10 protein-coding genes are annotated in these 14,785 nt (G+C 68.4%); 3 read left to right on the top strand and 7 right to left on the bottom strand.

The window, feature by feature from the left end:
• The first annotated feature begins 6 nt into the window (after positions 1–6).
• Genes AC3EO4_RS17410 through AC3EO4_RS17400 form a run of 3 tightly spaced genes read left to right on the top strand, consistent with a single transcriptional unit; the run spans position 7 to position 3,043 of the window.
• On the top strand, positions 7–981 hold the full coding sequence (locus tag AC3EO4_RS17410; RefSeq protein WP_431896546.1) for an ABC transporter permease: 975 nt from the start codon (positions 7–9) through the stop codon (positions 979–981).
• Positions 981–2,054: an ABC transporter ATP-binding protein gene (locus AC3EO4_RS17405; protein WP_379576653.1), complete on the top strand. Its 1,074-nt coding sequence runs from the start codon at positions 981–983 to the stop codon at positions 2,052–2,054. The genes AC3EO4_RS17410 and AC3EO4_RS17405 overlap by 1 nt, the downstream gene beginning before the upstream one ends.
• Positions 2,051–3,043, top strand: a complete 993-nt coding sequence (locus AC3EO4_RS17400; protein ID WP_379576651.1) for an ABC transporter ATP-binding protein — start codon at positions 2,051–2,053, stop codon at positions 3,041–3,043. The genes AC3EO4_RS17405 and AC3EO4_RS17400 overlap by 4 nt, the downstream gene beginning before the upstream one ends.
• A 167-nt stretch (positions 3,044–3,210) precedes the next feature.
• On the opposite strand, the gene AC3EO4_RS17395 is transcribed toward AC3EO4_RS17400, so the two are convergent.
• The 7 genes from AC3EO4_RS17395 to glgX all read right to left on the bottom strand — a co-directional run bounded on the left by AC3EO4_RS17395 (position 3,211) and on the right by glgX (position 14,699).
• Positions 3,211–4,923 (bottom strand): ABC transporter family substrate-binding protein, encoded by a 1,713-nt coding sequence (locus AC3EO4_RS17395; RefSeq protein WP_431896543.1) that lies wholly within the window; start codon positions 4,921–4,923, stop codon positions 3,211–3,213.
• Complete coding sequence (locus AC3EO4_RS17390; RefSeq protein ID WP_431896541.1) at positions 4,920–6,959, bottom strand: ABC transporter ATP-binding protein; 2,040 nt, start codon at positions 6,957–6,959, stop codon at positions 4,920–4,922. The genes AC3EO4_RS17395 and AC3EO4_RS17390 overlap by 4 nt, the downstream gene beginning before the upstream one ends.
• Positions 6,956–7,798 (bottom strand): ABC transporter permease, encoded by an 843-nt coding sequence (locus AC3EO4_RS17385; RefSeq protein WP_379576645.1) that lies wholly within the window; start codon positions 7,796–7,798, stop codon positions 6,956–6,958. The genes AC3EO4_RS17390 and AC3EO4_RS17385 overlap by 4 nt, the downstream gene beginning before the upstream one ends.
• 2 nt (positions 7,799–7,800) lie before the next feature.
• Positions 7,801–8,778, bottom strand: a complete 978-nt coding sequence (locus AC3EO4_RS17380) for an ABC transporter permease (protein ID WP_431896539.1) — start codon at positions 8,776–8,778, stop codon at positions 7,801–7,803.
• Positions 8,779–8,904: 126 nt separating this feature from the next.
• Positions 8,905–10,626: a malto-oligosyltrehalose trehalohydrolase gene (gene treZ, locus AC3EO4_RS17375; protein ID WP_431896537.1), complete on the bottom strand. Its 1,722-nt coding sequence runs from the start codon at positions 10,624–10,626 to the stop codon at positions 8,905–8,907.
• Entirely contained in the window at positions 10,616–12,676 is a 2,061-nt protein-coding gene (gene treY / locus AC3EO4_RS17370) for a malto-oligosyltrehalose synthase (protein WP_431896535.1), read from the bottom strand. The genes treZ and treY overlap by 11 nt, the downstream gene beginning before the upstream one ends.
• Positions 12,669–14,699 carry a glycogen debranching protein GlgX gene (gene glgX, locus AC3EO4_RS17365; protein WP_379576637.1) on the bottom strand — a complete coding sequence of 677 codons (2,031 nt, stop codon included), beginning with the start codon at positions 14,697–14,699 and terminating at the stop codon, positions 12,669–12,671. Before glgX ends, treY begins: the two co-directional genes overlap by 8 nt.
• Between the last annotated feature and the right edge of the window lie 86 nt (positions 14,700–14,785).

The following is a 14,785-nucleotide window of genomic DNA, read 5'->3' as shown; positions in this document are numbered from 1 at the left end:
ACCGAGATGACCATCAAGACGGACGAGACCACGTCCAGCGCCGCGCAGGGCATGACGATCGTCGCCCGTACCCAGGGCCAGCTCGTCAGGCGCAGGTTCTTCCGGCACCGCGGCGCGCTCGTCGGCATGATCCTGTTCGCGATCGTCTTCGTGCTGGCCTTCAGCTCGATCGGTTTCGGCCCGATCCCCGGCTGGTGGCACCAGCCGTGGACGGGTTCGGGCACCGTCGTGGACAGGGGCCGCCCGACGCTCAGCGTCATCCCCGAGTTCCTCGGCGGCTCGGGCGTCCACCTGGGCGAGCACCCCTTCGGCCAGGACAACATCGGCAAGGACTACTTCGCGCTCACCATGCGGGGCGCGCAGATCTCCATCATCGTCGCGCTGACCATCGGCCTGGTCTCCACCGCCGTCGGCACCGTGCTCGGCGCCGCCGCCGGGTTCTTCCGCGGCAAGGTGGAGTCGGTCATCATGCGCTTCACCGACATCATGATCACCATCCCGGTGCTGGTGATCGCCGCGGTGGTCGGCAGCGCGACGGGCAACATGGGCCCCTACTTCATGGCCCTGTTCCTGGGACTCACCACCTGGACCAGTGTCACGCGCCTGGTGCGCGGCGAGTTCCTCTCGCTCCGTGAGAAGGAGTTCGTCGAGGCGGCGAGGGCGATCGGCACCTCCTCCTTCCGGACCATCTTCCGGCACATCCTGCCGAACACGCTGGGCGTGATCATCGTCTCCGCCACGCTGGCCATCTCCTCGGGCATCCTGCTGGAGACCGCCCTGTCCTTCCTCGGCTTCGGTGTCAAGAGCCCTGACACCTCGCTCGGCCTGCTGATCAGCGACTACAAGAGCGCGATGATCACCCGGCCGTGGTTGTTCTGGTGGCCAGGCCTGTTCATCATCGCGATCGCGCTGTCGGTCAACTTCATCGGTGACGGCCTGAGAGACGCCTTCGACCCTCGACAGAACAGGGTGCGCGACTGATGAGCTCCGTACACATCGCCAAGCGCCTGTCCGAGGCGACGCGTCCCGGCACCACCGAGGTGCTCAAGGTCGAGAACCTTCAGGTCAACTTCCCCACCGACGACGGCGTGGTCCAGGCCGTGCGCGGCGTGTCCTACACGGTGCACGAGCGCGAGGTGCTCGGCATCGTCGGCGAGTCGGGCTCGGGCAAGTCGGTCTCCTCGATGGCGGTCATGGGCCTGCTGCCCAAGAGCGCCAGGATCACCGGCAGCATCTCCTACCGCGGCGACGACATGCTCAAGATGTCCGAGCGCAAGCGGCGGAGCCTGCGGGGCAGGAAGATCGCGATGGTCTTCCAGGACCCGATGACGGCGCTCAACCCCGTCCACACCATCGGCGACCAGCTGGCCGAGGCCGTGCTGGCGCACGAGCTCGTGCCGTACAAGCAGGCCCAGGCCCGCGCCAAGGAGATGCTCGACCTGGTCGGCATCCCGCAGGCGGCGGCCAGGCTCAAGTCCTACCCGCACGAGTTCTCCGGCGGCATGCGGCAGCGCGCGATGATCGCCATGGCGATCATCAACAACCCCGACGTCATCATCGCCGACGAGCCGACGACGGCGCTCGACGTGACCGTGCAGGCGCAGATCCTGGAGAAGCTGCTCGAGGTGAAGGACGCGGTCGACGCCGCGGTCGTGCTCATCACGCACGACCTGGGCGTCATCGCGGGCATGGCGCACAGGGTGCTGGTCATGTACGCGGGCAAGCCGGTCGAGATCGGCGACGTCGACACGGTGTTCAACACGCCGCGCATGCCGTACACGGCGGGCCTGCTCGGCTCCATCCCGTCGCTCGAGACCTCGGGCAACAGGCTGCGGCCGATCAAGGGCACCCCGCCGTCCCTGATCAACCTGCCCGTGGGCTGCCCGTTCTCGCCGCGGTGCCCCATGGCCACCCCCGAGTGCACCACCACGGAGCCCTCGCTGGAGGAGACGGACGGCGGCGCGCACTACGCCGCCTGCCACCACTGGCCTCAACTTGCTGAAAAGGCAGATCCGACCGCCATCTTCCGCACGAACAGCGAGACCACGTCATGACCGAGAAACTGCTCGAGGTGACCGACCTCGTCATGAACTTCCCCGTCAGGGGAACCGGCCTCATGCGCCGCGTCGTCGCGCAGGTACAGGCGGTCAGCGGCGTGTCCCTGCACGTCGACAAGGGCGAGACGCTGGGCGTGGTGGGTGAGTCCGGCTGCGGCAAGTCGACGACGGGCCGCGCCATCCTGCAGCTGCACAAGCCGACCGCCGGCTCGGTGAAGTTCGGCGGCAAGGAGCTGACGGGGCTGCCGAACCGGCAGATGCAGGCCGTACGGCAGGACATGCAGATCGTCTTCCAGGACCCCTACGCGTCGCTGAACCCCAAGATGCCGGTCAACGACATCATCGCCGAGCCGCTGAAGGTGCACGGCCGGTGGGACAAGAACGGGCCCAAGCGGGTGGCGGAGCTGCTGTCGCTGGTGGGCCTGTCGCCGGAACACGGCAACCGCTACCCGCACGAGTTCTCCGGCGGTCAGCGGCAGCGCGTCGGCATCGCGCGGGCGCTGGCGCTGGAGCCGAAGCTGCTGATCCTGGACGAGCCGGTGTCGGCGCTGGACGTGTCGGTCCAGGCGGGCGTGGTGAATCTGCTGGAGGACCTGCAGGACTCGCTGGGGCTCGCGTACATGTTCATCGCGCACGACCTGTCGGTGGTGCGGCACATCTCCGACCGGGTGGCGGTGATGTACCTGGGGAAGGTCGTGGAGACCGGGCCCAGGGACGACCTGTACGACCGGCCCGCGCACCCCTACACGCAGGCGCTGCTGTCGGCGGCTCCGACGGCGAACCCGGAGGAGGAGCGGCGCAGGGAGCGGATCATCCTGACGGGTGACGTGCCTTCGCCGATGGACCCGCCCAGCGGGTGCCGGTTCAGGACGCGGTGCTGGAAGGCGCAGGAGATCTGCGCGACCGAGGAGCCGGCGCTGGTGGACCGTGGGAACGGGCATCCGGTGGCGTGCCACTTCGCTGAGGTGAACACCAAGGTCGTCTGACCCTTTGTCGGCAGGCCCCCGCTCTGGTGGGCGGGGGCCTGTCCGCTGTCCGGGGCCTGTCCGGGACCGCGGAAGCGGGGCCGCGGGAACAGGGGCGCGGGAACAGGAGACGCGGGAATGGGAAGGCCCCCGCCGGAAGGAGACAGCGGGGGCCCTGGTAGGCGGGGTTACTGGGTGAAGCCGATCGACGACCAGTCCTTGGTCGCGAAGCCGAACGCCCCGTAGTTCGCCACGGTCTTCTTCGCCGCGAAGATGCTGGGCCGCTGGTACAGCGGGATCGTGTGCACCTCGTCCCAGATCAGCTTGTCGGCCTGGTTGCCGTACTCGATGTACTTGGCGGGGTCCATCTCCCCTGCCGCCTTCTCGATCAGCGTGTCCAGTTCCGCCGACCCGATGCGCGGGAAGTTGCTGCCGAAGTTGTCCTTGCCGGTGGGCTGCTTGTAGATCTGCGGCAGCGCCCCGTTCGGGAAGGGCGTGCCGAGCCACGAGAACGGCACCAGGTCGAAGTTGCCGGGGATGATGTAGTCGTCGAAGAACTTGTCGTCGGGAACCGGCTCGACCTTGATCTTGACGCCGACGTCCTTGAGCATCGCCTGGGTCAGCTCGCCCTCCTGCTTGGCCAGCGGGTAGGCGGCCGGGACGATGAAGCGCAGCTCGAGCTCCTTGCCGTCCTTCTTGCGGTACTCGCCCTCCATCTTCCAGCCGGCCGCGTCGAGCAGCTGCTTGGCCTTCTCGGGGTTGTACGTGCCGAGCTCGCCGGAGTTGTCGACGTAACCCTTGTGGGTGTTCATGTACAGGTGGTTGTTGAGCACCTGCACGGGCCAGTCGAGGTCCTTGAGGTCGGACTGGGTGATGGCCTCGCGGTTGATGCCGAGCTGGACGGCCTGCCGGACCGACTTGTCGGTGAGGTTGGGCGCGGAGCCGTTGACGGTGATGTGGCGCCAGTTGGGGGCCGCGGCCTTGCGGATGTCGACGTTCGGGACGTCCTTGGCGCGCTTGAGGTCGGCGGCGATGGGGTTGACCTCCATCACGTCGAGCTCGCCGTTGGCGAAGGCGTTGACGGTGGCGCCGGAGTCGAGGGCGCGGAAGATGACCTTGTCGAGCTTGGCCTTGCGACCCCACCAGTTGTCGTCACGCACGAGGGTGACGGTCTTGCCGGTCTGGTCGAGCGAGTCGACCTTGAACGGGCCCGCCGTCACGGGGATCTTGTCGATCCAGCCCTTGTTGAACGCGGCGGGGTCGGAGTTGGTGGCCGCGGGAAGGAGCGGGGAGAACATGCCCTTCCAGTCGGGGTACTGCTTGGAGAAGGTGACGACGACGTCGTAGTCGGTCGCGCCCTTCTCCACCGAGGAGACGCGGTCGTAGCCGTCGGTGGAGCTGACCTGATACTTCTTCTCGGTGCCGTTGAGCGCCTTCCACTGGGCGACGAAGTCCTTGTAGGTGATCGGCTCGCCGTCGGACCACTTGGCCTTGTCGTTGAGCTTGTAGGTGACGACCTGCTTGTCGCCCTTCAGCTCCATCTTCCACTCGGTGACGTAGTCGGGGTTGTTGACCAGCTCGGCCTTGTCGTCAGCCTTGCCCATGCTGGGCATGCTGGCGTCGTAGACGTCGGAGACGGTCGCGTGGGTGCCGTTCACCTGGTTGTAGTTCCACTGCTGCTGCCACTGGGTCAGCGCGAGGGTGATGGTCCCGCCGTCCTTGACCTGCTCGTAGGCGACAGGGTTGATGGAGCTGCCGGGCAGCGCGGCGGCCTGCTCCTGTGCCTGCTTGACCGCCTCCTTCGAACCTGTGGCGGGCTTGTCGGCGCCGCCACCGCAGGCGGCGAGGGCGAGAGCCAGCAGCGCCGCGCCAGCGGCGGCCTTGTAGCCAGCGACCTTCACGAGTTCCTCACTTCGGGATAGTGGCAGGCGGCGCCGTGATCGTCGGCGTGCGCGAGCCGTACAACAGGGGGTTCATCGGACACACACCGCGCGCGCTCGGGCTCGGGGAGCAGGGCGCGCTTGGGGCAGCGGGTGTGGAAGCGGCAGCCGGTCGGGGGCTGCGCGGGGCTGGGCAGGTCGCCTTCGAGGATGATCCTCTTGCGCGATCGCTCCAGCGCGGGGTCGGGTAGCGGGATGGCCGACATGAGCGCCCTGGTGTAGGGGTGGGCGGGCGTGCCGTACACCTCGGTGACGGTGCCGATCTCTACGATCTTGCCGAGGTACATGACCGCGACGCGGTCGGCCAGGTGGCGGACGACGGACAGGTCGTGGGCCACGAACAGGTAGGACAGGCCGAGCCTGGCCTTGAGGTCCTCCAGCAGGTTGATGACGCCGGCCTGGATGGACACGTCGAGCGCGGAGACGGGCTCGTCGAGGACGATCAGTTTGGGCTCCAGGGCCAGCGCGCGGGCGATGCCGATGCGCTGGCGCTGCCCGCCGGAGAAGTGCTGCGGGTAGCGCTCGGCGTAGGACGGGTCGAGGCCGACGAGGTCGAGCAGCTCGGCCACGCGCTTGCCGATGTCCTTGTGGCCGTGGGCGCGCAGCGGTTCGGCGAGGATGTCGCCGACCGGCATGCGCGGGTCGAGCGCGGCCATCGGGTCCTGGAAGACGATCTGCAGGTCGCGGCGGAGCGTCCTGCGCTCGCTCTTGGTCAGCGCGGCGCTGTCCTTGCCGAAGACCACGACCTTGCCGCCCTGGGCGGCCTCCAGCTGCATGATCTGCTGGAGGGTGGTGGTCTTGCCGCAGCCTGACTCGCCGACCAGGGCGAGGGTCTCGCCCGAGGCGATGTCGAGGCTGATGCCGTCGACCGCGTGCACGGTGCCGACGCGGCGCTTGAAGACGGCGCCCTTCATCAGCGGGTAGTGCCTGACGAGGTCGTCGAGTTCGAGCACCTTGTCGCGCAGGCCGCGTGGCGTCCGCAGGGCGGCGGGCTCGTCGACGGCCTCGGGTGCGGGGAAGACGTCGGCGCCCCTGAGCTTCTTCAGCTCGATCTCATGGGAGCGGATGCAGGCGACCTTGCGCTCGCCGACCTGGACGAGATCGGGCTCGGCGTCGTCGCACGCGGCCACCTTGAGCGGGCAGCGGGGCGCGAAGGGGCAGCCGGGCGGCAGCGCGGCGGGCGAGGGCGGCGTGCCCACGATCGGCACCAGACGCTGGTTGTCCTGGTCCAGCCGGGGAATGGAGGCGAGCAACCCCATCGTGTACGGCATGCGAGGCTCGTAGTAGATCTCTTCGACGGTGCCCTGCTCGACCGGCTTGCCGGCGTACATCACCAGCACCCTGTCGGCGAGCCCCGCGACCACCCCCAGGTCGTGGGTGATCATGACGATACCGGCGCCGGTCTCCTTCTGCGCGGCCTTCAGCACTTCGAGGACCTGGGCCTGGATGGTGACGTCGAGCGCGGTCGTGGGTTCGTCGCAGATCAGCACGTCGGGGTCGTTGGCGATGGCCATCGCGATCATCGCGCGCTGCCGCATGCCGCCGGAGAACTCGTGGGGGAAGGCCTTGGCTCGCACGTCGGGGTGCGGGATGCCGACGAGGTCGAGCAGTTCGACGGCCTGCTTGGCGGCCCGCTCCTTGGTGACCTTCTGGTGGACGCGGACCGCCTCGGCGATCTGGTCGCCGATGGTGTAGACGGGCGTGAAGGCCGACAGCGGGTCCTGGAAGATCATGCTGATCGACTTGCCGCGGCGCTTGAGGATCTCCTGCTCGCGCATGCCGAGCAGCTCGTGGCCGTGCAGTTTGACCGAGCCGCTCACCTGGGCGCCGGGGGGCAGCAGGCCCATGACGGCCAGCGACGTCACGGACTTGCCGGAGCCGGACTCGCCGACGATGCCGAGCACCTCTCCCCTGCCGACCTGGTAGGAGACGCCTCTGACGGCTTGGACGCCGCCGCGGAAGGTCACGTTGAGGTCGGTCACCTCGAGGATCGTCATGAGTGGCTCCCCGGGTCGAGGGCGTCGCGCAGTCCGTCGCCGATGAGGTTGATGCACAGGACGAGCAGGATGAGCAGGCCGGCGGGGAACAGGAACAGCCACGGGTAGCTGATCGCCTCGCTGCCGCCCGCGGCGGAGATGAGCGTGCCGAGTGAGACGTCCGGCGGCTGCACGCCGAACCCGAAGTAGGACAGCGCGGTCTCGCCGATGATGGCGCCGCTGACGTTCATGGTGGCGTCGATGATGAGCAGCGACGACAGGTTGGGCACGATGTGCCGGAAGATGATCTTCCAGTCGCTGATGCCCATGTAGCGGGCGGCCAGGACGTACTCCCGCTCGCGCAGGGAGAGTGTCATGCTCCTGACCACCCTGGAGGTGATCATCCAGGAGAAGGCCGCGAGCAGCACAACGAACCACAGCCAGGTGGCGCCCTTCAGCCGCGGCGACAGGACCGCGATGATCAGGAAGCTGGGCAGCACCAGCAGCAGGTCGGCGCCCCACATCAGGGCCTTGTCCAGCCAGCCGCCGAAGTAGCCGGCGAACGCGCCGACGACGGCGGCCACGCCGGTGGAGATGAGCGCGACGAGGAAGCCGATGAGGATCGACTTCTGCATGGCGCGCAGCGTCACCGCGAACACGTCCTGGCCGATCTGGGTGGTTCCCCACCAGTGGTCGGCGCCGGGCGGGGTCCTGAAGGCGGTGAAGTCCTTGTCCTCGAACCCGTACGGCGAGACCAGCGGCCCGAGGTAGGCCAGCACGAGCAGCAGGATGACTCCCGCCAGGCCGAAGATGACCTGCGGTTTGGCGATGACCCTGCGCAGGACGACCTTGGAACGCATCTCTAGCTCACCCGCACTCTCGGGTCGAGCGCCGCGACGAGCAGGTCGGACAGCAGTCCCGCGACCAGGACGCAGACGGCGGCGAACAGGGCGACGGCGGCGACGGAGTTGGTGTCGTTGTGCTGGATCGACTCCACCAGCCACGCGCCCATGCCGTGCCAGCCGAAGATCTTCTCGGTGAAGGTGGCGCCGGTCAGCATGGTGCCGAAGGCGAAGGCGAAGTAGGTCGCCGCGGGGATGAGCGCGGTGCGCAGGGCGTGCTTGTAGAGCGCGGTCCTGCGGGACAGTCCCTTGGCCTGTGCCGTACGGACGAAGTCCTGGCCGAGCACGTCGAGCATCATGTTGCGCTGGATGCGGCTGTAGAAGGCGATCTGGCCCAGGCACAGCGACAGTGTCGGCAGGATCAGGTGGTTGAGCCTGTTGAGGAGCTGGTCGGTGCCGCTGAGCGCGGGGTTGTACTCGCCGGTGTACTCGATGAGCGTGTGCCCGAGCGCGGTGTTGATCCCCGTGGCGCCCATCGTCAGCAGGGTGGCCAGGACGAAGACGGGCACGGCCATGATGACGAACGAGGCGACGCCTATCGCCCTGTCGCTGAAGCGGTACTGCCTGATCGCGGCGAACGCGCCGACGGCGACGCCGAGGGCGGAGCCGAGGATGGTGCCGATCAGCAGCAGGCGGAGGCTGACGCCGATCCGCCGGACCATCTGGTCGTTGACCGAGCCGCCGTCCCATGTCTTGCCGAAGTCGCCTTTGACCAGGCCGGACACCCAGGTGCCGTACCGCTCGAGCAGGGGCGTCTTGTCGTTGAGGTTGTACTCGTTCAGCGTGCTGTCGACGACCCCTGCGGGGATGGGCGGCTGGCGTCCCTCGTAGTTGGCACGAGGGTTGAGGCTGCTGGCCGCCAGCAGGTACGCGAGGCTCGCGGCGATGGCGACCAGGATGACGCTCGACAGCAGCCTGCGCAGCAGGTACTTGCCCATTGCCCTCCGTTCGGACGAACGGGGGCCGTGCAGCCTGAGCTCCAGGGTCGCCCCCGCGACGAGAAGGCCGTGACCATCCCTTGACAGGGACTTGACGGCTCGTCGCAGGTTATCGGGCTGTCCGTATTACGGATTCACATCGGACCGATAGATCACGAGGGTCTGCCCGGGGACCGTGAGCCCGCCACGAGCAGCGAAAACACCCTCCTCAGAGGACAGCAGAACGGACCCCACCGACATGGGCAACGTCACAGGATCCGGACAAAAATTTACCATGACGCTCAGTGACGAACGCTTGACCATCAGCCATTTGGCCTGCTCGTCGTACTCGGCCTCGACCCGATCCAGGCGGGGGTCGGTCAGCTCCGGCAGCGCCTTGCGCAACGCGATCAGGTCGCGGTACCAGCACAGCACCGACCAGTGCTCCTCCTCCTTGATCTCGCTCCAGTCGAGCTTGCTGCGCTGGAAGGTGTCCTCGGCCGAGGGATCGGGCGCCACCCATTCGTAGCCGAACCCCTCGAACTCGCGGGCCCTGCGCTCGCCCTCTCCCTCGCGGAGCGCGGGCTCGACGTGGTCGGTGAAGAACAGGAACGGCGTGCGGGCCCCCCACTCCTCACCCATGAACAGCATGGGCGTGAAGGGCGAGGTGAGCAGCAGTCCGGCGCCCAGCTTGAGCGCGGTCGCGGTCAGGCGGTCGCCCGCGGGCCGGTTGCCGATCTGGTCGTGGTTCTGCAGGCAGCACACCAGCCGGTAGCCGGGCACGCCGGCCAGCGGTGCGCCGTGCGAGCGCCCGCGGAAGCTCGAGTAGCCGCCGTCATGGACGAACCCGGACGTCATGGCCTTCGCGAGGGACCGCATCGAGGCGAAGTCCTCGTAGTAGCCATGCCGTTCGCCCGACACCGCGGTGTGCAGCGCGTGGTGGACGTCATCGTTCCACTGGGCGGTCATGCCGAGACCGCCCGCCTCCAGCGGCGTGATCATGCGCGGGTCGTTGAGGTCGGACTCGGCGATCAGCGTCAGCGGCCTGCCCACGGAGCAGGCCAGCGCGTCCACCTCCTGGGCCAGTTCGGCCAGCAGGTGGGTGGCCCGCCTGTCGTGCAGGGCGTGGACGGCGTCGAGCCGCAGCCCGTCGATGTGGAAGTCGCGCAGCCACTGCAGCGCGTTGTCGACGAAGTAGCGCCTCACCTCGTCGGAGCCGGGGCCGTCGAGGTTGACCGCCTCGCCCCAGAAGCTGCCGCTGTAGCCGGCGAAGTAGGGGCCGAAGGGATGCAGGAAGTTGCCCGAGGGGCCGAGATGGTTGTAGACGACGTCGAGCAGCACGCCGAGGCCCGCCCGGTGGCAGCCGTCGACGAACTCCTTCAGCCCGTCGGGTCCCCCGTAGGTCTCGTTCACGGCGTAGAGGTCGACCCCGTCGTAGCCCCAGTTGCGCCCGCCGGGCACGGGAGCGACCGGCATGACCTCCACGAAGTCGACGCCGAGCTCGACGAGGTGGTCCAGCCGTTCGAGCGCGGCCGTGAACGTGCCCTCGGTCGTGAAGGTGCCGATGTGGAGCTCGTAGATGACCGAGCCGCGCAGGTCGCGGCCCTTCCATTCGTGATCGCTCCAGGTGAAGCGGGCGTGGTCGTAGACCCTGCTCGGCCCGAAGATGCCCTCGGGCTGCCTGCGGGAGCGCGGGTCGGGGTAGGGCCCCGCACCGTCGACGAGGTAGCGGTAGTCGGTGCCGTGCCCGGCCGCCGGCACGTCCACCGACCACCATCCGCTCGACGAGTCCGGCCGCAGCGGCTGCCGCCCGCCCATGGTCTCGATCTCGACAGAGGTCGCCTGCGGTGCCCACACCTCAAAGATCATGTCTCTCCAGGAGTGCGACGGGATAGCGGCTGAGCAGGTGGCCGACAGGAGTGCGGCCGGTGTACAGCTGGCGGGTGAGCAGGTCGCGCCAGCGCCCCTGGGGCAGCGTGATCGAGGTCGCGCCCCAGCCGCCGCGCCTGGCCAGCCGTACGGGCAGGCGGGTCGCGACCGCGACGGCGCGTCCCCTGCCGAAGACGACCGCGTGCCCGGCGGCCTCCCCTGACGCGGCCATCGGCTCGTACGGCGCGGCAGGCCCGAGCCTTCGACGCAGGCGCAGTGCCTGGGTGGTGACCAGCAGCTTGGCCGCGTCCCACGCCGACTCGGCGGCGCACGGGAAGGTGACGGGCCGCCGGTTGTCGGGGTCGACGAGGGAGAAGTCGGTGCGCTCGTTGCCCTGGTAGACGTCGGGCACGCCCGGCATCATGAGCTGCACCAGCTTCTGGCCTAGCGAGTTGGCGACGGCGTAGCGGTCGACCTGCGCGGTGAAGTCGCCGATCGGCAGTTCGACCGCCTTGCGGGCGAAGGCGCGCAGCCCCTCCTCGTACGCGGGGTCGGGGGCGATCCACGAGGTGGCGGTCTTGGCCTCGCGGGCGGCCTTGAGCAGGTAGTCGGTGAACCTGTCGGCCGAGATCGGCCAGGCGGCCATCAGGGTCTGCCACGCCAGGTAGTCGAGGCCGGGGTCGAAGGCGAGCTGTCCCGCCCAGCCGTCCACGGCCCGCTCCCACTCCGTGGGCAGCTCCGACAGCACCTGAAGGCGGGCGCGGACGTCCTCGGAGCGCTTGGTGTCGTGCGTGGACAGCGTGGTCATCGTGAAGGGCCGCATCTGCCCGCAGTAGGCGTGGAAGTCCTCGACGGACGTCCCGAAGTGGTCCGGCTCGCCGCCCACCTCGTTCAGGCAGGCCAGCGGGAACCACCTGTAGAGCGCGGTGTCCTCCACGCCCTTGGCCATGACGGGGCCGCAGGTCTGCTGGAAGCGGACGATCGCCTCCGGCGTGCCCTCCAGGACCGCTCGGGCGGTCTCGGGGTCGGGCGCGGCGGCTTCCACGATCTGCCTGGCCGGCGGCTCGACCGGCTCGCCTGGGGTGACGTAGGCCCGGTAGACCGGCATGGCGACCAGCAGCTCGGTGAGGTCGGCCGGAGACACGCCGGTGACGCGGGACAGCCGGTCCACCTCGCCGCCGAAGAACAGCTCGACGACCTCGCGCTTGGCGCGCGTCATCACGCTCGGGTAGTGGGCGTCCTGCCCGGTCATGCGGGTGAACAGCTCGACCAGCGGCGCCTTGCCCTCGGGGTCGACGAACAGGCCGTTGACGCGGTTGAGCACGTCGTAGCCGGTGGTGCCGTCGCAGGCCCAGTCCTCGGGCAGCCGCTCGTCGCCGATGAGGATCTTCTCGACGACCGTCCACACCCCGCCGGTCCTGGCGCGCAGCTTGTCCAGGTAGTCGCGCGGGTCGGCGAGCCCGTCGGGATGGTCGATCCGCAGGCCCTCCACGAGACCCTCGTCGAGCAGCCAGAAGATCACCTCGTGCGTGGCGAACAGGACGGAGGGCTCCTCCACGCGCAGCCCGATCAGCGAGGAGACGTCGAAGAAGCGCCGGTAGCCCGGCCCCTCTCGCCAGTCGATGATGTGGTAGTACTCCGACGCGGGCAGGTCCTCGGCGAAGGAGTGCACCGCCACCCTGCCATCGCGCCACTCGATGTCGAACCAGTGCGCGTAAGGCGAGTCCAGGCCCTCGCTGAGCACGGACCTGAACTGCTCGTTGGCCGTGTTCATGTGGTTGGGCACGATGTCGATCACGATGGCCAGGTCGTGGGAGGCCAGCACCTCCGCCATCTCGCGGAACCCCTTGGCCCCGCCGAACTCCTCCCTGATCCTGGAGTGGTCGATGACGTCGTAGCCGTGCAGCGAATCGGGCACCGCCTGCAGGACGGGTGACAGGTAGACGTGGCTGACGCCCAGGTCGCGCAGGTAGGGCGCGATGCCGGCGACCTCGGCGAAACCGAAGCCGGGTGTCAGCTGGACGCGGTAGGTCGAGACGGGTCTAGACACCGCGCAACACCCTCATCGAGCGTCCCGGCACCTGCAACCGCTCCCCTGCTCTCTTGACCCTGGTGTCGAGCATGATCGGCATCGCGGTGTCGATCTCGGTCAGCCACATCTCGCCGTAGTCCTTCGGGATCGTGAACCTGATGGTGTCGTGGTGGGCGTTGAACAGCACGAGAAAGGAGTCGTCGACGATGGGCCTGCCCCTCCTGTCCGGTTCGGTGATCGCCTTGCCGTTGAGGTAGACGGCCAGCGACTTGGCGTAGCCCACGTTCCAGTCGGCGACGGTCATCTCCTCGCCCGAGGGGGTGAGCCATGCCATGTCGTAGTTGAAGCGCCTGCGGCGGAAGACGGGGTGCTCGCGACGCAGCTTGGCCAGCCGCTGCGTGAACTCCAGCAGCAGCCACTTGTTGCGCACGTCGGACCAGTCGACCCAGGTCAGCTCGTTGTCCTGGCAGTAGCCGTTGTTGTTGCCCTGCTGGGTGCGGCCGAGTTCGTCGCCGTGGGAGAGCATGGGCACGCCCTGCGACAGGAAGAGCGTGGTCAGGAAGTTGCGTTTCTGCTGCTCCCGCAGCGCCTCCGTTCCCGCGTCCCACGAGCGGTTGTCGTCGGTGCCGTCCCTGTTGTCCTCGCCGTTGGCCTCGTTGTGTTTCTCGTTGTAGGAGACCAGGTCGTGCAGGGTGAAGCCGTCGTGGCAGGTCACGAAGTTGACGGAGGCGACGGGGCGGCGGCTGTCGCTCTGGTAGAGGTCGCCCGAGCCGGTGAAGCGGGAGCCGAACTCGGGCAGCGTGGCCGGTTCGCCACGCCAGAGGTCCCTGATCGTGTCGCGGTACTTGCCGTTCCACTCGGTCCACCTGGCGGGGAAGTTGCCGACCTGGTAACCGCCGGGGCCGACGTCCCACGGCTCGGCGATCAGCTTGACCTGCGACAGCACGGGGTCCTGCTGCACCAGGTCGAAGAAGGCCGACAGCCGGTCGACCTCGTGCAGCTCGCGAGCCAGGGTGGCGGCCAGGTCGAAGCGGAAGCCGTCGACGTGCATCTCCATGACCCAGTAGCGCAGCGAGTCCATGATCATCTGGAGGACCTGGGGGCTGCGCATGAACAGGCTGTTGCCGGTGCCCGTGGTGTCCATGTAGTGCTGGGGGTCGCCGTCGACCAGGCGGTAGTAGGTCGGGTTGTCGATGCCCTTCAGGCCCAGCGTCGGCCCCAGGTGGTTGCCCTCGGCGGTGTGGTTGTAGACGACGTCGAGGATGACCTCGATGCCCGCCTCGTGCAGGTTCCTGACCATCGCCTTGAACTCCAGCACCTGCCCGCCTCGCTGCCCCTGGCTGGAGTAGCGGTTGTGCGGGGCGAAGTAGCCGCTGGTGTTGTAGCCCCAGTAGTTGGTCAGCCCCTTCTCCTCCAGGTGCTGGTCGGTGACGAACTGGTGGACGGGCATCAGCTCCAGCGCGGTCACGCCGAGCTTGGTGAGGTGGTCGATGATCTCCGGGTGGCCGAGCGCGGCGTAGCTGCCGCGAATGCGCTCAGGGATCTTGGGGTTGGCGATCGTCAGCCCGCGCACGTGCGCCTCGTAGATCACCGTGTCGTGGTACGGCGTGGCGGGCGGCCTGTCGTGCCCCCAGCCGAAGAACGGGTTGATGACGATCGAGCGCGGCATGAAGGGGGCGGAGTCCTCGAGGTTGGGCATGTCGCCGTCGTAGAGCGCCTTGTTCCAGGTGACGCCGCCCTCGATCGCCTTGGCGTACGGGTCGAGCAGGAGCTTGTGGGGGTTGCAGCGAAGGCCGCGCGCGGGGTCGTAGGGTCCGTGCACGCGGTAGCCGTACCGCTGGCCGGGACCTACGCCGGGCAGGTAGCCGTGCCAGATGAACCCCTCGCATTCGGTGAAGGGGACCCTGGACTCCTTGCCGTCCTCGTCGAACAGGCAGAGCTCGACGCGATCCGCCGCCTCGGTGAACAGCGCGAAGTTGGTGCCCGCGCCGTCGTAGGTGGCACCGAGAGGATACGGGTCTCCCGGCCAGATCTCGATCATCGAGGCTCCCCTTACGCTCTGGCCCCCATGTTCGCCCAGGAGGCAGCGGCTGCCTAGATGCCCGCTCAGAAGCCACCGATAACCCC

Source organism: Nonomuraea sp. bgisy101 (assembly GCF_057708945.1).
Note: the sequence above shows the minus strand (reverse complement) of the source record. Positions and strands in the feature narration are given on the sequence as shown.